This is a genomic window from Mesorhizobium sp. CA4 (genome assembly GCF_020165075.1).
Classification (GTDB): Bacteria; Pseudomonadota; Alphaproteobacteria; order Rhizobiales; family Rhizobiaceae; genus Mesorhizobium.
In genome coordinates this window covers 99601-125770 of record NZ_JAIUHK010000016.1, presented here as the reverse complement: position 1 = coordinate 125770, position 26170 = coordinate 99601, and the positions used below count along the sequence as shown (strand labels likewise).

22 protein-coding genes are annotated in these 26170 nt (G+C 65.3%); 11 read left to right on the top strand and 11 right to left on the bottom strand.

From position 1 onward, the window contains the following. Window positions 1-754, bottom strand: a 754-nt coding sequence (locus tag LB528_RS15450) for a Gfo/Idh/MocA family protein (RefSeq protein ID WP_224715415.1), incomplete at its 3' end; no start/stop codon positions are given. 238 nt (window positions 755-992) lie between these two features. Here LB528_RS15450 and LB528_RS15445 point away from each other — a divergent pair. The 8 genes from LB528_RS15445 to LB528_RS15410 all read left to right on the top strand — a co-directional run bounded on the left by LB528_RS15445 (window position 993) and on the right by LB528_RS15410 (window position 10158). Beyond that, window positions 993-1880 carry a MurR/RpiR family transcriptional regulator gene (locus tag LB528_RS15445; RefSeq protein WP_224715414.1) on the top strand — a complete coding sequence of 296 codons (888 nt, stop codon included), beginning with the start codon at window positions 993-995 and terminating at the stop codon, window positions 1878-1880. Window positions 1881-2076: 196 nt separating this feature from the next. Continuing rightward, window positions 2077-2859, top strand: a complete 783-nt coding sequence (locus tag LB528_RS15440) for an SDR family oxidoreductase (RefSeq protein ID WP_224715413.1) — start codon at window positions 2077-2079, stop codon at window positions 2857-2859. Next, window positions 2835-4382, top strand: coding sequence for a mannitol dehydrogenase family protein (locus LB528_RS15435; RefSeq protein WP_224715412.1), 1548 nt, complete (start codon window positions 2835-2837; stop codon window positions 4380-4382). Before LB528_RS15440 ends, LB528_RS15435 begins: the two co-directional genes overlap by 25 nt. Window positions 4383-4401: 19 nt before the next feature. Next, a complete protein-coding gene (locus LB528_RS15430) occupies window positions 4402-5313 on the top strand; it encodes a sugar phosphate isomerase/epimerase family protein (RefSeq protein WP_224513903.1) in 912 nt (303 codons plus the stop codon). Between the two features lie 53 nt (window positions 5314-5366). Continuing rightward, window positions 5367-6419, top strand: coding sequence for an ABC transporter substrate-binding protein (locus tag LB528_RS15425; RefSeq protein WP_411962186.1), 1053 nt, complete (start codon window positions 5367-5369; stop codon window positions 6417-6419). A gap of 213 nt (window positions 6420-6632) precedes the next feature. Then, window positions 6633-8192: a sugar ABC transporter ATP-binding protein gene (locus LB528_RS15420; protein WP_224715410.1), complete on the top strand. Its 1560-nt coding sequence runs from the start codon at window positions 6633-6635 to the stop codon at window positions 8190-8192. Next, window positions 8189-9175: an ABC transporter permease gene (locus tag LB528_RS15415; RefSeq protein ID WP_224513900.1), complete on the top strand. Its 987-nt coding sequence runs from the start codon at window positions 8189-8191 to the stop codon at window positions 9173-9175. The genes LB528_RS15420 and LB528_RS15415 overlap by 4 nt, the downstream gene beginning before the upstream one ends. Next, window positions 9172-10158: an ABC transporter permease gene (locus tag LB528_RS15410; RefSeq protein WP_224715409.1), complete on the top strand. Its 987-nt coding sequence runs from the start codon at window positions 9172-9174 to the stop codon at window positions 10156-10158. The genes LB528_RS15415 and LB528_RS15410 overlap by 4 nt, the downstream gene beginning before the upstream one ends. Window positions 10159-10180: 22 nt before the next feature. Here LB528_RS15410 and LB528_RS15405 read toward each other — a convergent pair whose 3' ends face one another. From LB528_RS15405 to LB528_RS15370, 8 genes are all read right to left on the bottom strand, one after another. Next, on the bottom strand, window positions 10181-12850 hold the full coding sequence (locus tag LB528_RS15405) for a nitrate reductase (RefSeq protein WP_224715408.1): 2670 nt from the start codon (window positions 12848-12850) through the stop codon (window positions 10181-10183). A 3-nt stretch (window positions 12851-12853) separates the two neighbouring features. Beyond that, a complete protein-coding gene (nirD, locus tag LB528_RS15400; RefSeq protein ID WP_224514039.1) occupies window positions 12854-13183 on the bottom strand; it encodes a nitrite reductase small subunit NirD in 330 nt (109 codons plus the stop codon). 5 nt (window positions 13184-13188) lie between these two features. Further along, entirely contained in the window at window positions 13189-15639 is a 2451-nt protein-coding gene (gene nirB, locus LB528_RS15395) for a nitrite reductase large subunit NirB (protein WP_224715407.1), read from the bottom strand. Between the two features lie 17 nt (window positions 15640-15656). Next, window positions 15657-16958, bottom strand: a complete 1302-nt coding sequence (locus tag LB528_RS15390) for an MFS transporter (RefSeq protein WP_224715404.1) — start codon at window positions 16956-16958, stop codon at window positions 15657-15659. 64 nt (window positions 16959-17022) lie between these two features. Next, window positions 17023-17199 (bottom strand): twin-arginine translocation signal domain-containing protein, encoded by a 177-nt coding sequence (locus LB528_RS15385; protein ID WP_224513895.1) that lies wholly within the window; start codon window positions 17197-17199, stop codon window positions 17023-17025. Between the two features lie 319 nt (window positions 17200-17518). Beyond that, the gene (locus LB528_RS15380; protein ID WP_224513894.1) at window positions 17519-18745 is read right to left on the bottom strand and encodes a CmpA/NrtA family ABC transporter substrate-binding protein; all 1227 of its coding nucleotides are present in this window, start codon (window positions 18743-18745) and stop codon (window positions 17519-17521) included. Continuing rightward, window positions 18742-19344, bottom strand: coding sequence for an ANTAR domain-containing response regulator (locus LB528_RS15375; protein ID WP_224513893.1), 603 nt, complete (start codon window positions 19342-19344; stop codon window positions 18742-18744). Before LB528_RS15375 ends, LB528_RS15380 begins: the two co-directional genes overlap by 4 nt. Before the next feature lie 187 nt (window positions 19345-19531). Next, on the bottom strand, window positions 19532-21025 hold the full coding sequence (locus tag LB528_RS15370; RefSeq protein ID WP_224513892.1) for an ATP-binding protein: 1494 nt from the start codon (window positions 21023-21025) through the stop codon (window positions 19532-19534). A 276-nt stretch (window positions 21026-21301) separates the two neighbouring features. On the opposite strand from LB528_RS15370, the gene LB528_RS15365 reads away from it, so the two are divergent. Continuing rightward, window positions 21302-21556 (top strand): hypothetical protein, encoded by a 255-nt coding sequence (locus tag LB528_RS15365; RefSeq protein ID WP_224513891.1) that lies wholly within the window; start codon window positions 21302-21304, stop codon window positions 21554-21556. Between the two features lie 114 nt (window positions 21557-21670). Here the strand turns inward: LB528_RS15365 and LB528_RS15360 are convergent, their stop codons facing one another. After that, complete coding sequence (locus LB528_RS15360) at window positions 21671-22156, bottom strand: hypothetical protein (protein ID WP_224513890.1); 486 nt, start codon at window positions 22154-22156, stop codon at window positions 21671-21673. Between the two features lie 189 nt (window positions 22157-22345). Here LB528_RS15360 and LB528_RS15355 point away from each other — a divergent pair, with 189 nt between their 5' ends. Together LB528_RS15355 and LB528_RS15350 are read left to right on the top strand one after the other, a co-directional pair. Further along, window positions 22346-22711, top strand: a complete 366-nt coding sequence (locus LB528_RS15355) for a RidA family protein (RefSeq protein ID WP_224513888.1) — start codon at window positions 22346-22348, stop codon at window positions 22709-22711. A 116-nt stretch (window positions 22712-22827) separates the two neighbouring features. Beyond that, complete coding sequence (locus tag LB528_RS15350; RefSeq protein WP_224513885.1) at window positions 22828-24054, top strand: amidohydrolase/deacetylase family metallohydrolase; 1227 nt, start codon at window positions 22828-22830, stop codon at window positions 24052-24054. A 165-nt stretch (window positions 24055-24219) separates the two neighbouring features. Here the strand turns inward: LB528_RS15350 and LB528_RS15345 are convergent, their stop codons facing one another. Then, complete coding sequence (locus LB528_RS15345) at window positions 24220-26010, bottom strand: NAD(P)/FAD-dependent oxidoreductase (RefSeq protein ID WP_224715403.1); 1791 nt, start codon at window positions 26008-26010, stop codon at window positions 24220-24222. Between the last annotated feature and the right edge of the window lie 160 nt (window positions 26011-26170).

Here is a 26170-nt window from a genome sequence, read left to right as displayed (position 1 = left end):
CCCAGCGCACGAGCACATGCGCGTTGTCGTCGAGCCGCCGTCCGGGCACGGCGGTGAAGAGGTCGGCCGAGACCGCCTCGGCCTCGAAGCCGGAGACGAAGCTTGCCAGGTTGAAAGCATGCACGCCGATATCGGCGAGCACCGCCGACTGGCCGGCGCGCGCCGGATCGGTGCGCCATTCCGCCTGCTTCTGGCCCTCGGCGTCGATCGGCTTGGTCAGCCAGTCCTGGATGTAAGCGCCGTGCACCGACACGATGCTGCCGAGCTCGCCCGCCGCCACCATCTCACGCGCCTGACGCACCATGGCGTAGCCGGTGTTGTTCAGCGTGACGACGAAGCGGCGCTTCTTCGCTTTGGTCAGCGCCACCAGCGCTTGTGCCTCCTCAAGTGTCGTCGACAGCGGCTTGTCGCAGATGACGTCGATGCCGGCCTCGAGGAACGCGGTGGCGATCGGCGCGTGCAGATGGTTGGGCGTGACGATGACGACCGCCTCGATGCCATCGGCCCGCGCCGCTTCGTCCTTCGCCATGGCGTGGTAGTCGGCGTAGCTGCGCTCCGGCGCGATGCCGATCTCCGCGGCGGAGGCGGCTGCGTTCTCCGGATCCGAGGACAATGCGCCGGCGACCAGGGCGATCTGGTCGTCGAGCCGCATGGCCAGCCGATGCACGGCGCCGATGAAGGCGTTGCGGCCGCCTCCGGCCATGCCGACCCGCAAGCGTTGGCGCGAGGTTCCGTCAGCGGTTGCATAGACCATGTTCGATTCCTCGCGGATAACTGTCATTGGCAGCGCGCGACTATACGGAGGCTTCCCACCAATTTCGAACAGTTTTTCCAGATTTTGTTTTGTAAAACGATCCTGCCGCACTAGGCTTGTAGGAAAGACGGAGGGTCTGGGTGATGAAGCGTAGGATGGCTGCCCTTTTTTCGGGCGCCAACTTCGACAATTGGCGGTCTTCACCTTCCCGCGCGGTACCTCAAACCCGGCCCATGCCATGAGCGGCGTGCGAACCTCACCCGGCCAGGCCGGTGACAGCGCTCCCCGCAAACAAGGCCGGTCGCTGGCGGCAGTTGGCTACACGAAACCGCAAACCTATGAAGAGCTGCGCGCCGTGCTTGCGTCCGGCACCGTGCATTTCCCGAAACGGCTTCGCCAGGTGGCGATCTTCCTCTGGCAGCACCCGAGCGAGGTGGCGCTCGGCACGATAGCGCAGGTGGCGGACCAGGCCGGCGTGCAGCCTTCGACCCTGGTGCGCTTCGCGCAGATCTTCGGCTATTCCGGCTTTTCCGATTTCCAGCTCCTGTTCAAGGACCGCATGAAGGGCTCCTGGCCGGATACGCAAGGCAGTCAAGACAAGGCCGAGGAGCCGAACGCAAACCTGCATTTCCTCAATGGCATGGTCGGCGCCTGCCAGGCCTCGCTCGGTCGCATCGGCAATGATTTCGATATCGCCGCTTTCGAGAGGATGGTCGACCATCTGGCGGCGGCCGAGCTGATCTATGTCATCGGCAGCAAGCGCGCCTTCCCCGTCACCACCTATCTGTCGCTGACGTTGTCGCAGCAGGGCGTGCGCAACGTGCTGGTCGACAATGTCGGCTCGACCGCGCTTGACCAGGTCGGCTGCATCTCGCCGCGCGACGCGGTGCTGGCCGTCTCCTTCAGCCCCTACAACTCGATCACGCCCGATCTCGTCGCCGTGGCGCATGAGCGCAAGGCGCGCATCCTCGCCATCACCGACAGCACCTTTTCACCGCTGGCAAAACTCTCCGACACCTGGCTTGAAGTGGTCGAGCAGGACTTTGGCGGTTTCCGCTCGCTTGCCGCCTCGCTCGCAGTCGGCATGGCATTGGTCCACGGCGTCGTCGCGCGCCGAACAGGCTGACAAGAGCAATTCCTGGAAAAGTGTGAGCGGTTAAGTTCGGCGTCTTCGCCGTAACCTTCCGTCCGGAATTGCGAAAGACAAGGAGATAGAGCGGTTCACCGGTTCCATGAAAACGGTGAACCGCTTTAGCACGATTGACTAAAGAGAACCATCGTTCCATATTCGAAAAAATGGAAACTTTGTTCCGGGAGGAGGAATGGAGGTTCGTCTCGACGGCAAGGTGGTGCTGGTCACCGGCGCGACGCAAGGCATCGGCCGGGCGATCGCCGAGACGCTTGCGCGCTCCGGCGCCGCCGGACTGCTGATCACCGGGCGAGACCAGAAGCGCGGCGACGCGGTCACCGCCGAACTCGCGGCCATCGGCACTCCCACCGCCTTCGCTGCTGCCGATCTCGGCGACCCCGAGGCCCCGGCGCGGCTGGCGCAAGCCTGCATCGACCACTTCGGCCGCATCGACGGCCTAGTCAACGCCGCCGGCCTGACCGATCGCGCTTCCTTCGTCGATGCCACGCTCGACGACTGGGAATCGCTGTTTGCCGTCAACGCCCGCGCGCCCTTCTTCCTGATGCAGGCGGCAATCGCCGAGATGAGGAAGCGCGGACAGGGCGGCTCGATCGTCAACATCCTGTCGATCAACGCGCATTGCGGCTCGCCGGAGCTTGCCGTCTATTCCGCCACCAAGGGCGCGCTGGCGACGCTGACCAAGAACGCCGCCAATGCCCATCGCTTTGACCGCATCCGCGTCAACGGCATCAATGTCGGCTGGACCGATACGCCGGCCGAACGGATCATGCAGGCCGAGACGCTCGGCCAGGGCCCGGGCTGGCTGGATGCGGCCAATGCCACGCAGCCCTTCGGCCGGCTTTTCTCCGTGAGCGATATCGCCAATCTCGCGGTCTTCCTGCTTTCCGACGCGGCGGGCCCTATGACCGGGGCGCTGATCGACCAGGAGCAATGGGTGATCGGAGCCAATCGGTGAGCGCCGAGAAGCTCAGCCCTGCCCTGCTCGGCCGATTGCCGTCGGAGGTCCGCAAGCCGGCTTACGATCGCGCCGCGCTGAAGCCGGGCATCGCCCATATCGGCGTCGGCGCCTTCCACCGCTGCCATCAGGCCGAATACACCGACGACCTCCTGGCGAAGGATTTCGACCGCTGGGGACTGGTCGGCATCAATATCCGCCCTCCCCTGCTGGCCGGCACGCTCGGCCGGCAGAGCGGCCTCTACACACGGCTGATCCGCCAGAACGACGAAGTCGAAGCGCGCGTTATCGGCAGCGTCTTGCGCGTCGTCGACAGCCAGGAGATCGCAGCGCCGGCGCTGGACGTACTCGCCTCGCCTGACATCGAGCTGGTCACCATGACGGTGACCGAGAAAGGCTATTGCCACATCCCGTCGAGCGGCGCGCTCGACCTCGACCATCCCGATATCGTCCGCGATCTCGCCAACCCCGAGACGCCGCGCAGCGTGCCCGGTATCCTGGCGCGCGCGCTGGAACTGCGCATGGCCAGACAGGGCAGGCCGGTGACGCTGTTGTCCTGCGACAACATCCCGACCAACGGCATGATCCTCTGCAATGCCGTACGGACATTTGCCGAACGGCGCGGCGGCAAGCTGGCGAACTGGATCGAAGCCAATGTCGCCTTCCCCGCGGCCATGGTCGACCGTATCGTGCCGGCGACGACCGAGGCCGATATCGACGCCGTCGAGCAGCGCTTCGGCTATCGCGACGGCGCTGTGGTGGTCGGCGAGCGCTTCCGCCAATGGGTGATCGAGAACCGCTTCGCCGGACGCGTGCCCCGCTGGGACCTTGTCGGCGCGACCTTCGTCGACGATGTCACGCCATTCGAGCACCTCAAGATGCGCGTGCTGAACGGTGCCCAGACGACGCTCAGCTATCTCGGGGTGTTGGGCGGCTTTGAACACACGTTCGAGACGATGGCCGACCCGCTTCTGGCCCGTTTCGTCCGGCGCATGCTGACCGAGGAAACATTGCCGACGCTGACGCCCGTGCCCGGCATTCAGCCGGCGGCCTATGTCGAGCAGAGCCTGTCGCGCCTCGCCAACACCGCGATCCGCTATCGCAACCACCAGATCGCCACCGATGGCTCGCAGAAGATCGTGCAGCGCCTGCTCAACCCGATCCGCGATCGCCTGGCGAAAGGCGGGGACATTGCGCTCCTCTCGGTGGCCGTTGCCGGCTGGATGGCCTATCTGATCAAGGCTTCCGCCCGCTTCGGCCGCGCCTGGCAGGTGTCCGATCCGTTTGCCGACAAGATCGCCGCCATTGCCGACCGCATCGGTACGGACAGCAAAGCGCTCGTCGATTCGATCCTTGCCATCGACGCTATCTTCGACCCGGCCTTGGCCGCCAACGCGACATTCCGGGCCCATATCATCGCCGGGCTCGGTGGTTTGCTCTCGAACGATCCGATGGGCTTTGTCGGACAGGTCTGCGCTGGGCCAACCGATGCGCGGTTGAAGCAGCCGACGCGATCTGCATAGTTAGCAACCGGGAGGGATCATGAAGCTTGGACTGCTGACAGCACCGTTTCCGGATACGCCGCTCGGCGAAGTCGCCGATTGGGCGCGCTCGGCCGGCTTCGAGGCGCTGGAAATCGCCTGCTGGCCGAAGACTTCCGGCGCCAGCCGGCGCTATGCCGGCACCAGCCATATCGACGTGGGAGTCTCGGCCGCTGAGGCCAAGGACATCGCCGACGAGCTCGCCGGCAAGGGCCTGGCCATCTCGGGTCTCGGCTTCTATCCCAATCCGCTCCATCCCGACCGGGCGCATCGCGAAGCGGTGATCGACCATCTGAAGAAGGTGATCGTGCTGGCGAGCCGCATGAGCGTGCCGCTCGTCAACACCTTCTGCGGCGGTGATGCTTCGAAGACTATCGACGCCAACTGGGAAGATGCGCAGAAAATCTGGCCGGCGATCATCGCCCATGCCCGCGAGCATGGCGTCAAGCTCGCCTTCGAGAACTGCCCGATGATCTTCAGCTATGACGAATGGCCGGGTGGGCACAACATCGCCTATTCGCCCTATGTCTGGCGCCGCATTCTCGAAGCCTGGGGCGGCGATGTCGGCATGAACTTCGACCCCTCGCATCTCGTCTGGCAGATGATCGACAAGGAGCGTTTCATCCGCGAATTCGGCAAGAGCATGCTGCATGTGCATGCCAAGGACCTGATGATTGATCATGATGGTTTGTACGAGCGCGGAATCCTTTCGGCCGGCATAGGCTGGCAGGTGCCGCGCATGCCGGGGCTTGGGGACATCGACTGGAGCAGGATTTTTTCGGGCCTGTATCGGGCCGGCTATGACGGGCCGGTCATCATCGAGCATGAGGACCGGCGCTTCGAGGGGACGGACGAAAAGGTCAAGCGCGGCTTCCTGCTTGCCCGCGACGTGCTGCGCCCCTTCATCAAATGACGAAAGCTTGGCTCCGACTGAATCAGAGCCCTGGAACCGAACTGAAAAGATCAATGTGGAGGAGTACTGAAATGAAAAGACATCTGACCGTGGCCTCGCTCCTTGCCGGCGCCGCGCTGCTTGCCTCGGTGGGCGGCTCGGCCGCCGCCGGCAAGTACACGATCGGCATTTCCAACACCGTGCAGGGCAATGGCTGGCGCGAGGAAATGATCTGCGCGATGAAGGCGCAGGCGCTCGCTTCGGGCGAAGTGGCGAAGCTCAACATTGCCCACCGCAACACCGACGCCGCCGGCCAGCTCGAGGACATCCGCAACCTGATCAGCGCCAAGGTCGACGCCATCGTCGTCAACCCGGCCGATCCGGCCGGCATCAAGGCCGGCCTCGAGGAAGCCACCAAGGCCGGTATCGTCGTCGTCGCCGTTGACCAGGCGGTGACCGAGCCGTCGGCCTACATCATCTCCAACAACCAGGAACAATACGCCTATCTCGGCGCCAAGTGGCTGTTCCAGCAGATGGGCGGCAAGGGCGACGTGTTTTATATGCGCGGCGCTGCCGGGGCCTCGGCCGACTCTGACCGCGACAAAGGCTTCAAGAAGGCTCTGGCCGAATTCCCCGACGTAAAGGTCGCGCAGGAAGTCTTCACTGGCTGGCAGCAGGATCAGGCCAAGCAGCAGATCCTCTCCTTCCTCGCCACCGGCACCCCGATCAACGGCATCTGGACCTCCGGCATCGACAACGTCATCGTCGATGCGCTGGTCGAGCAGCAGGCGCCGATGGTGCCGGTCGTGGGCGCCGACAATGCCGGCTTCGTCGGTCAGTTGATCTCGGTCAAGGGCCTGGTGGGTGCGGCCGTCACCAATCCCGGCTCGATCGGCGGCGCCGGCGTGACGCTGGCGCTGCAGATCCTCGACGGCAAGAAGCCGGCGCAGCAGACCGTTCTGGTCGAACCGCAGCTTTGGGAAAACGCCACCGAAGAAGGCAAGGCCAAGCTGAAGAGCGTTGTCGATCCCTCGCTCAGCCCCGAATGGCCGGTCTCGATCTCGATCCCGGACTGGACGACCTACACCAAGGACCAGATCATCGCCTGCAAGGGCCCGGGCGAATAAGAGACGAGACGCCCTTCTGCCTTCTCCCCTTGTGGGAGAAGGTGGATCGGCGCGATAGCGCCGAGACGGATGAGGGGTGTTCCAGGGAACGCCAATGTCTCACTCCGCTGGAGCACCCGTCATTCGTCGCCTTCGGCGACACCTTCTCCCACAAGGGGAGAAGGGGAGGTGAGCCGCGGTCTGCATCAGTTTTTGGAACGAGAACCACACGATTTGACAACAAACCCGTCGCCGCAAAATCCCCTCCTCGACGCCACCGGCGTGACGAAGAACTACGGCGCGGTTGCCGCGCTGCGCAACGCTTCGCTGTCCGTGCTGCCGGGCGAAGTGCATGCGCTGATGGGCGCCAACGGCGCCGGCAAGTCCACGCTGGTGAAGATCCTGACCGGTGCGATCAAGGCGGATGCCGGGCGCATCCTGATCCGCGGCCAGCAGCTCGATGTCCGCTCGCCCGCCGACGCACGCCGCGCCGGCCTGCTGCCGGTCTACCAGGAACCGGCGTTGATCCCCGATCTCGATGTCCTGTCCAACCTGCGGCTCACCGGCACGCCGGTCGAGCCGTTCCGCGCTTGGGTGCGCGAGATCGGCATTCCCGACCTCGATATCCGCGAGACGGCCCGCCATATCCCTTTGGCCATCCTGCGCGTGCTCGATCTCGCCCGCGCGCTCGCCGTCGAACCCGACGTGCTTCTGCTCGACGAGATGACCGCGGCTCTGCCGGCTAACCTTGCCGAGAAGGTGCTGGAAGTCGTGCGCCGCCAGGGCGACGCCGGCCGCTCCGTCATCTTCATCTCGCACCGTTTCGTCGAGATTTCCGCGCTCTGCGATCGCGCGACCGTCTTGCGCGACGGCGCAACCGTCGGTGTCGTCGACATCGAACCGGGCATCGAGGAAAGAATAGTCGAGATGATGCTCGGCACCCGCATCGAGAAGACACGCGTCGCCGCGCGCGCGGCGAATGAGGTAGCGGTTGCCGTCGGCGGTCGTCAGAGATTGTCGGTCCGCAACCTGCAGCTTGGCACCAAGCTCAACGACGTCTCCTTCGATCTCGCCAATGGCGAGGTCGTCGGCGTCTTTGCGCTCGAGGGACAGGGCCAGGACGAGCTCTTCGCCGCGCTTGCCGGCTCGATCCGCCCGACAGGCGGCACCATCGACGTCGACGGCGCGCCGGTAAAATTCTCGCATCCGAGCGACGCCATCCAGGCCGGCATCGCCTATGTGCCGGGCGACCGCGCCGAGGCTTTGGCGATGCAGCGTTCGGTGCGTGAGAACATCGCGCTGCCCTTCAGCGCGGCGCCGCGCAAATGGGGGCCGATCCGCATGCGCCGGGAGCAAGTGGTGGTTTCCAGCGCCATCGGCAGATTGCAGATCGACACCCGCGCCCAGGGCGAAGTGCAGCGCCTGTCCGGCGGCAACCAGCAGAAGGTGACCATTGCCCGCTGGATCGCGGCCAACGCCCGCACCATTCTTTGCTTCGACGCGACGCGCGGCATCGATGTCGGCACCAAGCAGGAGATCTACAAGCTGCTGCGCGAGCTCGCCGGCCAGGGCAAGTCGGTGCTGTTCTACACATCCGAGATGGAAGAGGTGCAGCGTGTCTGCGACCGCGTCGTCGTCATCTTCGGCGGCCGCGTCGTCGATACTTTCCCGGTGGAAGAAGCCGACGAAGCGGCATTGATGCGGGCCGCCTACGGCCTGCCGCGCGGCGCCAAGGCGGATGTCGGCATCCTTGCCGAGGTCAAACCCGGTTCCAGCGCGGAGGCCGCGTCATGAGCCGCTTTCTCCGCAATCAGGGCTGGGTCGCGGGCCTCTTCGCACTGCTGATCTTCCTCTTCGTCGTCACCAAGCTGATCCAGCCGGGCTATGGCAGCGGCGACTTCGGCTCGCTTGCGCGGGCGGTTCTGCCTTACGCCTTCGCGGTCGCGGCCCAAACGGTCGTCGTCATCGCCGGCGGCATAGACCTGTCGGTCGCCGCTATGATGGCGCTGACCAGCGTGACCGCGGCCTCGATGATGAACGGCGCCAGCGAGGAATATGCCTTGTTTGTCGTGCCCTTCGTGCTGGCCATGGGGCTGGTGCTCGGCGCTCTGAACGGCGTGCTCATCGTCGTCACGCGGGTGCCTGATATCGTCGTCACCTTGGCCATGCTGTTCGTGCTTCAAGGCGCGGCGCTGCTGGTGCTTGGTGCTCCCGGCGGCGCCGCCGCCGAGTGGCTGAAGGCAAGCGTCATCGGCACCGTGCCGATCCCCGGCCTGCCGGATTGGGCCGACGCCTGGGTTCCAAAGGCGCTGGTGCTGCTCGCCGTTTGCCTCTGCATCGTCTGGATTCCGCTCAGGCGCTCGCGACTTGGCCTTTCCATCTACGCCATCGGCAGCAACGAGCTCGCCGCCTTCCGCAGCGGCGTGCCGGTGGCGCGCACCAGGATCGTCGCCTATGCGCTCTCCGGCCTGTTCGCCGCGCTCGGCGGCCTGTCGCTTACCATCAGCACCGGTATCGGCGCGCCCATCCCCGGGCCTTATCTGCTTGCCAGCGTAGCCGCCGTGGTGCTGGGCGGCGTCGCGCTCGGCGGCGGCAAGGGCGGCCTGCCCGGGCCGATCATCGCCGTCTTCGTGCTGCGGCTGGTGCGCACCGACCTGACGCTTCTGGCCATCGATCCGAACGTCACCGCGATCATCGAAGGCGCGATCATGGTCGCGGTCGTGATGTTCGGCGCCTTCATCACCATGCGGAGCCGCCCGGCAGGAGCAACGCCATGACCGACATCGCGACCATGCCCCAGCCTGTCTCGTTCGGCCGCCGCCTGAAGCGCTTCATGGCGGACCGGCCGCTCATCCCTCTGATCGTCCTTTTGATCATTCTCGTGGTGATCCTGCAGATCCTGCGCCCCGGCATCGTCAACGAGCGCTGGATCGCCAACACGGCGAAATTCGCCATCCCGCTGGCGATCCTCGCCGGCTGCCAGACCATGACGATGCTGACCGGCGGCATCGACCTTTCCGTCGGCACCGTGGCGACGATGAGCGCCTTCATCATGGCAACGCAGATCGTCAACCAGGATCCGGCGGTGGCTTTCCTGCTGGCCATGCTGCCCGCGGTGCTGATCGGCCTCGTCAACGGCATCGGCGTCGGCGTGTTTCGGGTGCATCCGCTGATCATGACGCTCGGCACCAGCCTGATCGGCACCGGCTTCCTGCAGGTCTACCAGCGCACGGTGATCGCGTCCGGCGCCAGGATTCCCGATTTCCTCAACTGGCTGGGCACCGGCCTCACCTATGGCTTTCCCAACGCGCTTCTTCTGTTCGTGCCGGTGGCGGTGCTGATCGTCTTCATGCTGAACCGCACCGGCTTCGGCCGCCTGCTCTATGCCGTCGGCGACAATGAACGCGCCGCGCGCCTGTCAGGCGTCCGCTACTGGCAGGTGATCACCGCGCTCTACGTCCTCTCCAGCCTGCTCGCCGGCATCACCGGCCTGCTCTATATCGGCCTGATCAAGGCGCCCTCGCTCTCGCTCGCCGAACCGCTGGTGCTGCCTTCGGTGGCTGCCGCCGTCATCGGCGGCACCTCGATCTTCGGCGGCCGCGGCGGCTACACGGGCACCATCATCGGCGCGCTGATCCTGACCGTGCTGACGACGCTGCTCACCATCCTGCAGATGCCCGAAGGCGGCCGCCGCATCCTCTTCGGCTTCATCGTGCTGTTCGTGACGGCGGCGTATTTGAGGATCATCGAGGATCGATAAAACGGGTCGCGACGGGCACAGCTCACTCAGCCGCTTGCACTCGGCGCGACTCGATAATCGCCCTGATCTCCGAGCGGCATGAGCCGCAATTGGTGCCCGCACGCAGCGTCGAGCCGATCGCTTCGAGGCTGTCGCATCCCGAGGCGACCGCCGAAGCGAGCTGGTTGGCGCCGACATGGAAGCACGCGCACACGACGCGCCCGATGGCCGGCATCGGCACGGGTGACCGGCCGGACAGAAGCGCGTGCCGGACTGCGGCCGACAGCGGCTGGCGCGTGGCGAGCAACGACACCAGCCAGTCCCGTGCCGGCAACTGGTCCGGGGCGGCGACCAGCAAGGCTTCGGCCATGGCGCCGCCTTCGTCGATGGCCGCGGCGCGATAGGCGAGCCCGCGGCGGTCGGTGTATTCCAGGAGTTGATCCCGCCGCTGGACGCCGAGCAGCTTGCGCGCCAGCAGGATGCCCTGGTCCGGCGGCTCGGTTCCGGTCAACTCGTAAACCCAGCCGCCCTCGACAGCATGCCGGCTCCAATGCACGAAACCGGTCGGCCTGAGATCGCGTCGCGTGATGAGCACGCCGGCCCAGCCAGTCTCTTCCCGCACGATTCTCACCGGAACATGCTTGAGCTCTGGCTGGCCGGAATACGGATCGGTGACCGGCGAGGATAAGAGGCCGGCTGCTGCCTTGGCTGCGAACTGGCCGCTCCAATGCATGGGCATGAAGGCGTGTCCGCGCCGCTGCGCGTCGGCCACGCGCACTCTGGCGCGGACGAAGCCGAAGCGGGTTGAAAGATGAGCGAGGTCGCCCTCCTTGAGCTGATGCGCGGCCGCGTCCGCCGGGTGAAGGTCGACCGCCGGGTCCGGCGCGTTCGCCATCAAACGCGGCACGTTTCCGGTGCGCGTCATGGTGTGCCACTGGTCGCGCAGCCGGCCGGTGTTCAGGGCGAGCGGATAGTCGGCGTCGACCGTGAAGGCCGTCGCCTCCTGCCGCACCGGCACGAAACGCGCGCGTCCGTCCTGTGTCGCAAAACGACCGTCGGAGAAAAGTCTCGTCTGCTGCTCGCACCGCTCCGATGCGGGCCAATGGCGCGGCGCGAAGGCGGAATAATCTTCATCGCTGAGATCAGCCACGCCGCCAAGGTCGAACAGGCGCTTGCCGTCGTTCTCGAAGGCGGACAGCGCTGCATGCTCGCGGAAGATCGCGGCTGGCGTCTGGTAGGCGAAGGCCTCGCCAAAACCCATGCGCGCGGCGACCTCGCAGATGATGCGCCAGTCGGCTTTCGTGTCGCTGGGCGGCGGCAGGAACGGCCGCTGGCGCGAGAGGCGCCGTTCCGAATTGGTGACGGTGCCATCCTTCTCGCCCCAGGCGGCGGCCGGCAGCAGCACGTCGGCATAGCGCGTGGTGTCGGTGCGGGTCACATCCGAGACCGCGACGAAATCGCATTTGGACAATGCAGTGCGCACACGCGAAGCGTCGGGCATCGAGACGGCGGGATTGGTGCCCATGACCCACAAGGCCTTGATGCGGCCGTCGGCGACCGCCTGGAACATGTCTAAGGCCTTCAGGCCGCCGCGCCGGGCGATGTTGGGCGCATTCCAGAAGCGGGAGACCCGGTCGATACTGGCCTCGTCGGCAAAATCCATATGCGCGGCAAGCTGGTTGGCCAGACCGCCGACCTCGCGGCCGCCCATGGCGTTCGGCTGCCCGGTGACCGAGAACGGCCCCGTGCCGGGTTCGCCGATGCGGCCGGTGGCGAGATGGCAGTTGATGATGGCGTTGACCTTGTCGGTTCCATGCGCCGACTGGTTGACGCCCTGGCTGTAGACGGTGACCGTCCGCTCGGTCGCGGCAAAGAGATCGTAGAAGGCCTGGACGTCGGCTGCCGCCAGCCCGCAGCCCTTTGCCACGCGTGCGATCGAAGGCGCATCGGCGCCGGCGAGCGAAGCTGCCGCATCGAAGCCCGATGTATGATCGCGGATGAAATCAGGATCGATTTTTCCGGCCTGGACGAGATATGCAAGCAGCCCGTTGAACAGCATCACGTCCGTGCCCGGATCGAGCGCCAGGTGCAGGTCGCATTCGTCGGCGGTTGCGGTGCGGCGCGGGTCGACGACGACGATCCTGGTTCCGCGTTCCTTTCGCGCCGCAAGCATGCGCTGGTAGAGAACGGGATGGCACCATGCGGTGTTGGAGCCGGTGAGCACGATGAGATCGGCGCACTCGAAATCCTCATAGACACCGGGAACGATGTCCTCGCCGAAAGCGCGGCGATGACCGGCGACGGACGACGCCATGCAGAGCCTTGAATTGGTGTCGATATTGGCCGAGCCGATGAAGCCCTTCATCAGCTTATTGGCGACGTAATAGTCCTCGGTGAGCAACTGGCCGGAGACATAGAAGGCGACAGAGTCCGGGCCGTGTTCGGCGACAGCCTGCGAGAATTTCGCGGCCACGAGGTCGAGCGCTTCGTCCCAGCTCGCCGGCTTGCCTAGAATTTCCGGCCGCAGCAAACGGCCTTCGAGGCCAAGCGTCTCGCCGAGAGCCGAACCTTTCGAGCAGAGCCGGCCGAAATTGGCCGGATGATCGGGGTCCCCGCGCCCGGTCGCAATCCCGCCGGCGGCGACCTCGGCGAGCACGCCGCAGCCCACCCCGCAATAGGGGCAGGTGGTCCTCACCTCGCGTGCTTCTTGCATGCCTCAGGCCGCTTTCGAGGCCAGCGCTTCGAGCGCGATGAACAACCGTTCGCCCTCAACCTTGACCGGTATAGTCCGGACCGAGCCTTCGTCGGCGCCAAGCGCCTTGCCTGTCTCCAGCGAGATCACCCAATTGTGCAGCGGGCAGGTCACCGCAGCGCCGTGGACGATCCCCTGGCTGAGCGGTCCGCCCTTGTGTGGGCAGTGGTCGTCTATGGCATAAACCTGATCGTCCGCGGTGCGGAAGACCGCGATCTTGCCTTGCGGAGTGGCCACGCAACGCGCGCCGCGCGGCGGAATGTCGGTGACGGAACCGATGGCGATCCAGGTCATGTTGGTCACTCCGCCGCCTCCGCGAACCCGACCGACGCCATCGGCCTGAACTCATGCTTGTCCTTGCCGGAGACGCGCTCCGACCACGGATCGACCTGCGCGAATTTTTGGCTGAAGACGAAGCGCTCGAAATAGGCGCGGCGCTTCTCGGCGTCGTCCAGGATCTGCTTCTTGATCTCGGCCGTGCCGACGCGCTTTGCCCATTTGTAGATGCGCTCGAGATAGCGGGCCTGCTCGCGATACATCTGGACCAGCGCCACGATCACCTCCAGCGCCTCGTCCTCGGTCTTTACCAAGCCGAGCACTTCCGTGCCCTTGATGTCGAGGCCGGCGGCGCCGGCGAAGTGAATTTCGTAGCCAGAGTCGACGCACACCACGCCGACATCCTTGCAGGTCGCCTCCGCGCAGTTGCGCGGGCATCCCGACACAGCCATCTTCACCTTGGCCGGCGTCCACGAACCCCACATGAACTTCTCGATGCGGATGCCGAGCCCCGTCGAATCCTGCGTGCCGAAACGGCACCAGTCGGAGCCGACACAGGTCTTCACCGTGCGCAGGCCCTTGGCATAGGCATGGCCGGAGACGAAGCCGGCCTTGCCGAGATCGGCCCATACCGCCGGCAGGTCCTCCTTGCGGATGCCAAGCATGTCGATGCGCTGGCCGCCCGTCACCTTGACCATCGGGATATCGAACTTGTCGACCACGTCGGCGATGGCGCGCAATTCGCCGGCGCTGGTCACCCCGCCCCACATGCGCGGCACCACCGAATAGGTGCCGTCCTTCTGGATGTTGGCGTGCACGCGTTCGTTGATGAAGCGCGACTGGTAGTCGTCGGCATATTGGTCCGGCCAATCGCAGACGAGATAGTAGTTGAGCGCCGGCCGGCATTTTGCGCAGCCGCAGGAGGTCTTCCATTCGAGCTCCTGCATGATGGCAGGGATCGTCTTCAGGCCCTTCGCCTTGATCAGACGCCGCACATCGTCATGGCCGAGGCTCGTGCAGCCGCACATAGGCTGTACCGCCGCCGGATTGTAGGCCTCGCCCAGTGTGAGCTTCAGCAGCTGCTCGACTAGACCCGTGCACGAACCGCAGGAGGCCGAGGCCTTGGTGTGGGCGCGCACGTCGTCGAGGCCGGTCAGCCCCTTCGCCGTGATCGCGCCGGTGATCTTGCCCTTGCAGACGCCGTTGCAGCCGCAGATTTCCGCATCATCCGCCAGTGCCGCAACGGCCGCCAAAGGGTCCGAGGAAACGCCTCCCTGGAACGCCTGGCCGAAGATCAGCGTGTCGCGCATCTCCGATATGTCGGTCGCCTTCTTCTTGAGGTCGTTGAACCAGGCGCCGTCGGCGGTCTCGCCGAACAGCACCGTGCCGATGATGCGGTTGTCCTGCAGCACGACGCGCTTGTAGATGCCGGCGGAGGCGTCGCGCAGGATGATCTCCTCGCGGTCGTCGCCGTCGGCAAAGTCGCCCAGCGAATAAAGGTCGATGCCGGTGACCTTGAGCTTGGTCGGCGTGTCGGAGTGGACGAAGCGCTTGTCCTCGCCATCGGCCAGCCTGGCAGCCGCGACGCGGGCCATCTCGTAGAGCGGCGCGACGAGTCCATAGACATGGCCGCCGACCTCGGCGCATTCGCCGAGCGCCATGATCGCGGGGTCGGACGTTTGCATGCGGTCGTCGACGACGATGCCGCGATTGACCTCGAGCCCGGCGTCCTTGGCCAAGGCGCTGTTCGGGCGGATGCCGACCGCCATCACCACCAGCGTTGCCGGGATGATCGTGCCGTCCATCAGCTCGACGCCCTCGACCTTGCCGTTGCCAACAATGGTCTTGGTGTTGGCCTTGGTCATGACCTTGATGCCGCGCGCCTCGACAGCCTTCTGCAAGAGGTAGCCGGCGGCGGGATCGAGCTGGCGTTCCATCAGGGTCGGCATGACGTGGAGCACGGTGACGTCCATGCCGCGCTCCTTCAGCCCGGCAGCGGCTTCGAGCCCGAGCAGGCCGCCGCCGATGACGACCGCTTTGGCGCGCGACTGCGCGGCAAGCAGCATGGCGTTGACGTCGTCGAGGTCGCGGTAGCTGAGCACGCCGGGCAAGTCCTTGCCCGGCACCGGAATGATGAAGGGCACCGAGCCGGTGGCGATGACCAGCCTGTCGTAACTCTCGGTCACGCCGTGGTCCGAGGTGACGGTCTTCGCGTCCCTGTCGATGGCGACGATCCGGTGGCCCTTGTAGAGGGTGATGCCGTGCTTGATGTACCAGCCGTCACCATGGATGACGATTTCCTCGAACTCCTTCTCGCCCGAAAGCACCGGCGACAGCATGATGCGGTCGTAGTTCACGCGCGGCTCGGCGTTGAAGATGGTGACGGCGTAGCGGTCGGGCGCGGCTTCCAGCAGGTGCTCCAGCATCCTGCCTGGCGCCATGCCGTTGCCGATGATGACGAGTTTCTCGGTCATGTCCGGTCTGCTCCGATCTATTCGGCGGCGTAGGATAGGGACGGGCTCTTGACCTCGGCCGCGCGCTCCATCCGGCGGACGGTGACGTGCATCCAGATCAGGCAGGAGACGACGATGAGGAAGAGCAGCATGAAGCAGCTCGACCAGACCCCGGTGAGATCGTTCAGCGCGCCGAAGGCGATCGGCAGAATGAAGCCGCCGAGGCCGCCGATCATGCCGACGACGCCGCCGACCGCGCCGACGCTCTGCGGATAATAGACGGGGATGTGCTTGTAGACGGCGGCCTTGCCGAGGCTCATGAAGAAGCCGAGCACGCAAGCGACGGCGATGAATGCGAGCGGGCCGATCTCGACATGGAACGGGATCGGCCCGCTGATGCCGCGCACGACATAGTCTGCCGAGGGGAGAGACAGAGTGAGTGTCGCGACGGCACAAACGCTGAAGGTCCAATAGAGCACGGCGCGGGCGCCGATGCGGTCGGAAAGCACGCCGCCATAGGCGCGAAAGATGCTGGCGGGGATCGAATAGGCGGCGCCGATCATGCCGGCGGTAGCGATGCCGAAGCCGTAGACGCCGATGAGGTAGCGCGGCAGCCAGAGCGACAGCGCCACGAATGCCCCGAAGGAGAAGAAATAGTAGAAGGCGAAGCGCCAGACCTGCAGGTTCTTCAACGGCGCGAATTCCTGCCAGAAGCTTCTTGCGGGCATCGCCTTGCCGGCGCGGCGCTCGCGGATGACCGGATCGTCGCCCGTGGTGAACCAGAAGATGACTGCCATGACGACGAGCGCCGCCGCCCAGACCAGCGCCACCGACTGCCAGCCCCAGGCGAGCAGCACGAGTGGCGCAAGGAACTTGGTGACCGCAGCGCCGACATTGCCGACACCGAAAATGCCGAGCGCCGTGCCCTGCTTTCCGGCCGGGAAGAAGCGCGAGACATAGGCGACACCGACGGCGAAAGAGCCACCGGCAAGGCCAACGCCAAGCGCGGCGATCAGCATCTGCTCATAGGTGTGCGCAAAAGCGAGCAGGAAGGTGGCGACCGCCGCCGCGAGCATCGTCATGGTGTAGACTAGGCGTCCGCCATAGCGGTCTGTCCAGACGCCGAGCACCATGCGCACGAGTGAGCCGGTGAGGATCGGCGTGCCGACGAGTAGGCCGAACTCGGTCTCGTTCAGCCCAAGCTCCTGCTTGATGCGTACGCCGATGATGGAAAAGATCGTCCACACCGCGAAACAGACGGTGAAGGCGATGGTGGACATCACAAGTGCCTGCCTGGGAGCATTATCCTGGCTGGGCGCGGCTGGGAGGTTTGCGGTCATGGTCGGCTCCGGTTTGCGGCGTGGGAGGCACCGCGTGTTGTCTTGATCAGAGGCGCGGCATCGGTCAGCGCCGCGAGACCGGGACTTGCGCGGTCACCTGCGGGCTTTTGCCTTCGGTTTCGTGATTGGCGGGAAAGAGCAGGAGCGCGGCAGTGAAGAGAGCTGCGGTCAGCGCGCTGCTCGCCAGGAAATCGCGACGGGTGAAATCCTTGAGCAATGTCGTTGCGATCCGTTTGGTCATCGTCGTCTCCGGTCCAAAACGAAAAAGCCGCCGTCCAGGCCTCGCGCGTCCGTATATCCGGGATCGCGTATTGACCTGAGCGGCAGCTTTGCCTGTGGCGCCCGCCATTGGACGCCTGTTCCATTGCCCGCGAACGGGCTCGATTATTTCAAAGCACGAAGCGTGCCAGTTTCGCTCGGAAGCTGAATTTCAAGGAAAATCAACGCAGTGGGAGCTTTGGCCTTCGGCCGGGCCGAGCGGCGGCGCGGTCAAACATTGATCAATGGCATAAACATGCAGCATAAATTTTGTGCAATGCACAAGATTGGCGCGCAAATGATCAGGCGCGTTTCTGGCCGGCGACGTAGGCGTCAATCCGGTCCGGATCGAAGATCTGGCCGTCGAAAAATCCGTCCGGGCCAAGGACAAGACTCGCGCCGGCCGAGCCGACCGGCGTCGCCGCCTTCAAGGCCCCTTCGACTTTGGCATTGGCGCCGGGCAGCGCCACGCCGAGCGGCTTCAGCGCCGAGCGATAGAGGTCGGGCCGGTAACAATCGCGCGCGATGGCGAGGTTTTGCGGCGTATGCGGCAACTGACCCCAGCGCACCATCTGCGTGTAGAACCACAGCGCATGGCTCTTCCAGGGAAAATTCGCCGCCTTGTCGAAGGGCAGGAAGAAATCCTCGACGTTCCGTTCCACGCCTCCACCGAGTTGAAGGCGTCCGGTGAGTGCCGGCATCTGGATCGCCTCCGGCTGGCCGAGAAACTCAGGCCTCGCCATCAGCGCCGCAAGGTCGCCGCGGTTTGCCGGATCCTGGCACCAGCGTGCGGAGTGATGCAGTGCCCTCAGCAGTGCTGCCAGCGCGTCCGGGTTTTCTTCCGCCCAGACTTTGCGCACGCCGATCACCTTTTCCGGACTGTTGCGCCAAAGCAGCGCCTTGACCGTGACGATGCGGCCGATGCCTGCCGCGACGGCCGCGCTGTTCCAAGGCTCGCCTACGCAATAGCCGTCGATGCGGCCGGCCGCCAATGCATCGGCCATGAAGGGCGGCGGCACAATGACGATCTCGATGTCACGGTCGGGATCGATGCCGCAGGCGGCGAGCCAATAGCGCAGCTCGTAATTGTGCCCGGAATGCGGATGCACGACGGCGAAGCGCAGCGGCTCGCGGCCAGCGCTCGCTCGCTCGTGGATCAAAGCGCCGAGCGCCTGCCCGGCACGCGCCGGGTCGAGATCAGGCGACGCGCCATGCGCCGCCATGCCCTCCCATACGGCGTTGGAGACGGTGACGCAATTGCCGCCGAGGCCGAGCGAGAAGGGCACAATGGTTTCGGAAGCGAGCGGCGTGAGGCCGAGGCTGCAGGCGAGCGGCATCGGCCCAAGCATATGGGCGACATCGAAGTGGCCGATGGCGATGCGGTCGCGGATATTGGCCCAGGAGGTCTCGCGCTGCAGCTTCAGATCGATGCCCTCACGCGCGGCAAAGCCCATCTCACCGGCCGCGACCATGACGGCGCTGTCGAAGAGCGGCATGAAGCCGGCGGTGATTTCGTGCGCCATGCTCATTCGCCCTCCTGCGGCCCCAGCAATCCCGCCGCCGTCACCAGGCTCTGGGCGATATCGGCGATCTTGCGGTTCTGGTTCATGGCGGTCTTGCGCAGCAGCACGTAGGCCGCCTCTTCGTTCAGGCCGCGCGACCTCATCAATATGCCCTTGGCCCGGTCGATGACCTTGCGGTTCTCGAGCTCGCTGCGCGCCTCCTCCAATTCGCGCGCCATGCGCGAGAAGGCGTTGAAGCGGCTGATCGCCATGTCGAGGATCGGCTTGATGCGTTCCTTCTTCAGCCCGTCGACCACATAGGCAGACACGCCGGCATCCACGGCCGCCTCGATCGAAGCCTGGTCGGAGCGATCGACGAACATGGCGATTGGACGTTTTACCGCGCGCGACAGCTGGAACATGTTCTCCAGCATATCGCGGTTGGGATTTTCGAGATCGATGACAATGACGTCCGGCTCGATCTCGGCGATGCGCTTGGCGATGCCGGCCACGTCATGGACCACCGTGACTTCGCGATGGCCGGCGTCCCGCAATCCGGCCTCGATGATCGAGGCGCGGATGCGGTTCTCGTCGATAACAAGGATGGTCAACGAACCGGCGGACATGCGTCTATTGTGCAGCCGGATGGAGATTGTGCAATGCGGTAATCCACAGGGATGGTTTCCGGCCGCTCTCAGGGCGGGGCTGCGACGCTACCGCGCCCAACCCTGCGTTGCCGCTATGGGCCGGGACACTATAGGTGTCCCATCGTGCGCCGCTTCGCGATATCGCACAATCGAACTGCAGCCGTGATCACGCCCCCAGCCTGTCCTGCTCCGCAGCATTCGGATCGCCCGGCGCCGTCGCCCAGGCGAGCTCGACAAGCGTCACCGTTCGCCGGCCGACGCCGTCGACCTGGCAGACGATGAGCCCCTGCTCCTCGATATAGTCGAGCAGCCGGCGCGCACGGCGCAGAGAATGCGAGCCATAGGCGCGGGCAATCGCGGCATCGCTGGGACAAGGCCAGCCCTCCTTAGCGGCGCGGGCGATCATCATGAACACGCCTTGCATGTCCTCGGGCAACAGCGATGCGCGCACCGAGACGTCCCGCCATGCATCGTCCTCGGCCATGTCGGAGCCGACGCCCGCGCGGGCGCGCGTCAGCATGCGGCGGAATTCCGATAGGTCGGGCACGACCGAAGCGAGGCCCTCGATGCGGCAGCGGACCACGAATTCCTGGTAGAGCACGCCAATGACCCGAAAACCCGCATCGGGCTCGGCCAGGATGGCGCGCAGAATGCGATCCATCCGTTCGCGCCGCTCCGCCAGGTCCTCGGCGCTTGGCTGCGGCTCCATCGGCTCGGGGCGGATGTCCAGCGGCGCGGCCTTGGCCGCCATCAGCTGGTCGAGCAGGTCGGGCGAAGGCCGGCGTTGCGGCCGTACCGTCTCCGGCGGCGGCGCGGCAAGAATGATCGCGCGCGCATCTTCGAGCGCGGCTCCCGGCATCGGCATCAGCCGCGGCGTGCCGTTGCGCGGGCTGGTTTCGGTCTGGCCGATGCGCAGGCCGAGCGGGCGGCGGGACAGCGCCGGGCCGAGCGCCATGAAATGCCCGCGCTCCAAGTCGCGGAAAGCTTCGGCCTGGCGCCGCTCCATGCCGAGCAGGTCGGCCGCGCGCGCCATGTCGATGTCGAGGAAGGTGCGGCCCATCAGGAAGTTGGACGCTTCCGCCGCGACGTTCTTGGCAAGCTTCGCCAGCCGCTGCGTGGCGATGATGCCGGCAAGCCCGCGCTTGCGGCCGCGGCACATCAAATTGGTCATGGCCCCCAGCGAAAGCTTGCGCGCCTCGTCCGAAACCTCGCCGGCGGCGGCGGGCGCGAAGAGCTGCGCCTCGTCGACCACCACCAGCATCGGGTACCAATGGTCGCGCGCGACCTCGAACAGCCCGCCGAGGAAGGCCGCGGCGCGCCGCATCTGGTTTTCGGCGTCGAGCCCTTCGAGGTTGAGGACTGTCGAGACGCGATGGATGCGCGCCCGCTCGCCGGCCGCCTGCAGGCCGCGCTCGGTATGCTCCTCGGCGTCGATCACCAGATGTCCAAAGCGTTCGCCAAGCGACACGAAGTCGCCTTCGGGGTCGATGATGGTCTGCTGAACCCAAGGCGCGCTCTGTTCGAGCAGCCGGCGCAGCAGATGCGACTTGCCGGAGCCCGAATTGCCCTGCACCAGCAGGCGGGTAGCCAGCAATTCCTCAAGGTCGAGGGCCGCCGGCGCGCCTGCCGTCGTCTGCCCCATCTCGATTGCAACGGTCATATTTCGACTCGGATCGTCTCCCTGCGCGCGACGGGCTTATCAACCTGAGCGCGGTGCGTCGAGCTTGCCGGCCGTCGGCCAACCGATGTCCACATCTAAGGGCGGGTCAGCCCGTCCCTAAGGGCGGAGCCCGTCCCTACGGGCGCACCCCGTCCCTAAGGGCCGAACTGGCGGCAGGCTGTCGGCAATCGCACTGGTCGGACCACCATTTTGCTGGCGCAATCCAACCATTGGCGTATCATCCTTTCAGAGAGGGTTCATGGCAGGAGGAGGCCAATGAACATCGCTGCGGAAGTGCCGGTCCCGGACCTGACGGTGCAAGACCTTGTTTCGTCTGCTCTTTCGAACTTTCGCGCCGGCGACACCGTGTCCACACGCGCCATGCTCGATGCCATACGCCACGCCGACCCCGCCTGCGTGGACAGCGACGACCATCTGGTCGAGCTGATCGTGATGGCCGCCGTTGGTAAGACCATGGGCGTGGTCTTCGACCACCGCTCGCCCGATGAGCGGTTACCACGGCTGTCCTAGCGAGCCCCGTCGGCTGAAAGCTCGCTGACATCGTCAATGACGAACTAAACGGGCGTTTCGGCTACGCTCACAATGGTCGATTTTGCCAACACAGGCGGCGTCCGATAACCTCTCCTAGCTTCCCAGCGGATGCGGCATGTAGCCGACGAAGCCCGCGATCTTCCAGCGGCCGCCGACCTTACGGCAGAAGTAGAGCGTTTGCCACTTCAGCCGATCGACGCCGCCATCCGCCTTGGCGACCGAGCCGTCGAACTTCTTGTGCAGCACCGCGCGGTCGCCGTCCACGTCGATGTCGCGCATGTTGGTGACGCGAAACAGCGCTTCGCGCAACGGCTCGGCGAATTTCGTCGCCGCGGTTTCCTTGGCCTGCCGCAGCCATTCGTCGCGATAGACTTCGAGCCTTGGGAATTGAAGTCGCCAGGCGTCGGCGTTGCTGAGGAAATGCGCATGCATGCCGAAGAAACTTTCGGCGATGAAATCGTCCTCGACCATCGACCAGTCCTGTCCAAGGAAGGCATCGATGTCGCGCCGCACCAGCATTTCCCAAAGCGCGTGGCGGTCGGCATCGCCCTCGGGAAACGGATTCTTGTCGAAGGTCATGCTGGATCTCCCCTCACAATGCCGCAACCGACCGGAAACGGCGTCGAGCGCAACATGCTCAGGCTTCTGTAATAAAGCAACATGGATTTCGAAAAGATGTTGCTTTCCGACATCGGCTCTATGAGGATCATGCCGACCAGCGTAGACGGCTCTATAGCAGTCCCGCTCAATCGCAAAAAGGAGGCTCAGTTGCCCAAGCAGTGTTTTGGAAAATCGCATGTCCCACTCTCGCCGGCCGTGCGCGCCGGCGATTTCGTCTATGTCTCCGGCCAGGTGCCGGTGGGCAGCGACGGGCTGGTGGTGAAGGGCGGTATCGCCGAGCAGACCGAGCAGGTGCTGCAGAACGTCAAGGCGGCGCTGGCGCTCGCCGGCTGCACCATGGACGATGTGGTGAAGACCACAGTGTGGCTGGAGGACGCGCGCGATTTCGGCACATTCAACACCGTCTACGCAAAGCATTTCTCGAAGGATCCGCCGGCGCGAACGACGGTCGAGTCACGCCTGATGATCGACATCAAGATCGAGGTCGAGGCCGTCGCTTACCGGCCGGTCTGATCGCCCGGTCGGATCGCTTGCAGCAATTCCAGGAAAAGTGTCTAGCGGTTAGGTTCGGCGACTTCGCCGTAGCCTTCCGTCCGGAATTGCGTGAAACAAACAAAGGGAGGGCACCGATGCAGTTCGATCTCCTGATCAAAGGCGGCCGCGTCATCGATCCCGCATCGGGCCTGGACGCGCAACGCGACGTCGCCATCGCCGATGGTCGCATCGCCGCGATCGACGCCGCGATCGACGCCGAGCATGTCACGCAGGTGGTCGACGCCAGAGACTGCATCGTCGCGCCCGGTCTCATCGACCTGCACAGCCACGTCTATTGGGGCGGTACCTCGCTCGGTGTCGACGCCGACCGGCTCGCCGCCAAGAGCGGCACCACCACCTTCATCGACGCCGGCAGCGCCGGCGCGGGCAATTTCTTGGGTTTTCGCCGCCATGTCATGGAGCATTCGAAGGTTCGCATCCTAGCTTACATCAACATCTCCTTCGCCGGCATTTTCGGCTTTTCCAACACCGTATCCGTCGGCGAATGCAGCGATCTCAGGCTCTGCGAGCCGCGCGAAACGGTGGCGGCGGTGCGCGAGCATGCCGACGTCGTCGTCGGCGTCAAAGTCCGCTCCGGCAAGCATGCCGGCGGCTGGAGCGGCATCGCGCCGGTCGACCTCGCGCTGGAAGCCGCCGACAAGGCCGGCCTGCCGCTGATGGCGCATATCGACGAGCCGCCGCCCGGCCGCTCGGAAGTGCTGCCCAGGCTGCGGGGCGGCGACGTCCTCACCCATTGCTTCCGGCCGTTCCCCAATGCGCCGGTCTTCGCCTCCGGCGCGGTGCGGCCGGATATGCGGCTGGCGCGCGAGCGCGGCGTCATCTTCGACATCGGCCACGGCATGGGTTCCTTCGACTTCGAGGTGGCGAAGGCGATGCTCGCCGAAGGACTGGCGCCCGACGTCATCTCCAGCGACGTGCATCTCTACTGCGTCGACGGCCCGGCCTTCGACATCCTGGTTTGCATGTCGAAGCTCATGGCGCTCGGCATGCCGCTGATCGAGGTGCTGCGCGCAGCGACGCAGCGGCCGGCGGAGGCGATCGCCAGACCGGAACTAGGCGCGCTGAAGGTCGGCGGCACCGGCGATGTCGCGGTGCTGAAGCTCCAACCCGGCCGCTTCACCTTCGTCGACGCCGTCGGGGCGTCATTGGTCGCGGATCAGCGGCTGGTCTCCAACGGCATCGTCATCGGCGGCAAATGGTGGCCGAACGAAGCGCCCGACCACAACGAGACGGAGCGCTTCGAAGCGCATGCGAATCACACGCATGTGGATGTGGCGGCGAGGCATTTCGGGCGGGGGTGATCTCCCCCCTCGAGGGGGAGATGTCGCCGAAGGCGACAGAGGGGGTCGCCGCGCGTGAAGCGCCAACGCCGTCCGCGACAGACAAGAGAGGAAGTCGGCGTTCTACGTGAGACGACCCCCTCTGTCCTGCCGGACATCTCCCCCTCGAGGGGGGAGATTGCAGTTTCACCGCCTTGCGTTGCTCGGCTCCCCATACACCGGCGTCGCTATTCCCTCCATGCGCGCCTTGAGCTGCAGCGCAACGAACTTCGAGTAGAACCTCGACAGCGCCAGATTGCCGCCGTGGAACCACAGCGCTTCCTGCGCCGTCGGCTTCCACATATTGCGCAATTCGCCCTGCCAGGGACCGGGATCGCCCTTCACGCCGGAGCCGAGGCCCCAGCACGGGCCGACCTTGTCGGCGACCTCGCGCGAGACGATTCCCGCAACCGTCTCGTTCATCGACTGGTAGCCGGTGCAGCAGACGATTGCGTCGACGGCGAGTTCGCTGCCGTCTTCGAACAGGATGCCGTCCGGCCTCAGCGACTTGATGCCGGCGCCGCTTTTGACCTTGATCTCGCCGTTCAGGATCAGCTCGCAGGCGCCGACATCGATGTAATAGCCCGAGCCTGTCCGATAGGCCTTCATCAACAGCCCTGTCTCGTCCTCGCCGAAGTCGATGGCGAAGCCGCTGTCGCTGAGACGCCGGTAGAAATCGGCGTCGCGCGCCCGGATCACATCGTAGAGTGCGCGCTGGCCCTTCGGGACCAGCGCGAAGGGCGTCGAGGCGACGATCATGTCGGCCTTGTCGGTGGTGATGCCGCGCGCCAGCGCCTTCTCCGAGAAGATCTCGAAGCCGACATCCATCAGCGTATCGGATTTCACAACCGTCGTCGGCGAGCGCTGCACCATGGTGACCTTCGCGCCCGCTTCCCACAGATCGACGCTGACATCGTGGCCTGAGCTTGCAGCGCCGATCACCGCGACGCGCTTGCCGCGGAATTTCTCGCCGGTGGAATATTGGCTGGAATGCAGCAGCTCGCCCTTGAAGTTATCGGCCCCCGGCAACTCGATCTGCCGCGGCGGCCCATAAGCCCCGGTAGCGAAGACGATGTGCTTCGGCTTCAGCGTGACACGCTGGCCGACGCGGTCGACCACCACGGTCCAGACTTTTTCGGCCTCATCATAGGCGGCGCTGACGCATTTGGTGGCGACCCAATAGTTCAGCTCCATGACGCGGGTATACATCTCCAGCCAATCGCCCATCTTGTCCTTGGGCGTGAAGACCGGCCAGTTTTCCGGGAACGGAATGTAGGGCAGATGATCGTACCAGACCGGATCGTGCAGCACGAGCGAGCGGTAGCGGTTGCGCCAGGAATCGCCGGCGCGCGCATTCTTCTCGATGACGAGCGCCGGCACGCCGAGCTGCCGCAGCCGGGCGCCGAGCATGATGCCGCCCTGACCGCCGCCGATCACCAAGCAGTAGGGCTGCTCGTGGACGCCGAGATCGCGCGCCTCGCGCGCCCGTGCTTCCGCCCAGGTCTCGCGCTTCGGGTCGGCCTTGTGGCGGATGCCGAGCGGCCGCGCCGGGCCTTTCCGCTCCTCGAACCCCTTGAGCTCGCTCATCGCCGTGAACAGCGTGCGGCAGCGGCCGTCTTTGAGCCGCATGATGCCCTCGCCGCGCGCCACCGCCGTCTCGAATGTGAACCAGGCTTCGACTGTGCCGTCATCGACACTGGGCTCCCCAGACATCCGCCAGTGCGATGGCTGCGCCGATGGCAGCGTGGCCTTCAGCATGTCGCGGATGGCGGCCTGTCCTTCCATGGTCTTGATGTTCCATGTGAAGGTCAAAAGATCACGCCAGTAGCAATCCTCGACGAAAAGGCCGGTCGCCGACTCGATATCGCCGGCCTCCAGCGCCCGGCCGAATGAGCCGAGCCAGGTTGCCGCCTGTTGCGATGGTGCGATGTCGAGCATTCTTCTTCGTTCCCTTCTTCAGTTCGAATTCCTTGGCGGCGGCGCCTCCCCCTTCTCCCCTTGTGGGAGAAGGTGTCGCCGAAGGCGACGGATGAGGGGTGCTCCAGGGAAAGCCAGCGTCTCACTCCGCTGGAACACCCCTCATCCGTCTCGGCGCTGC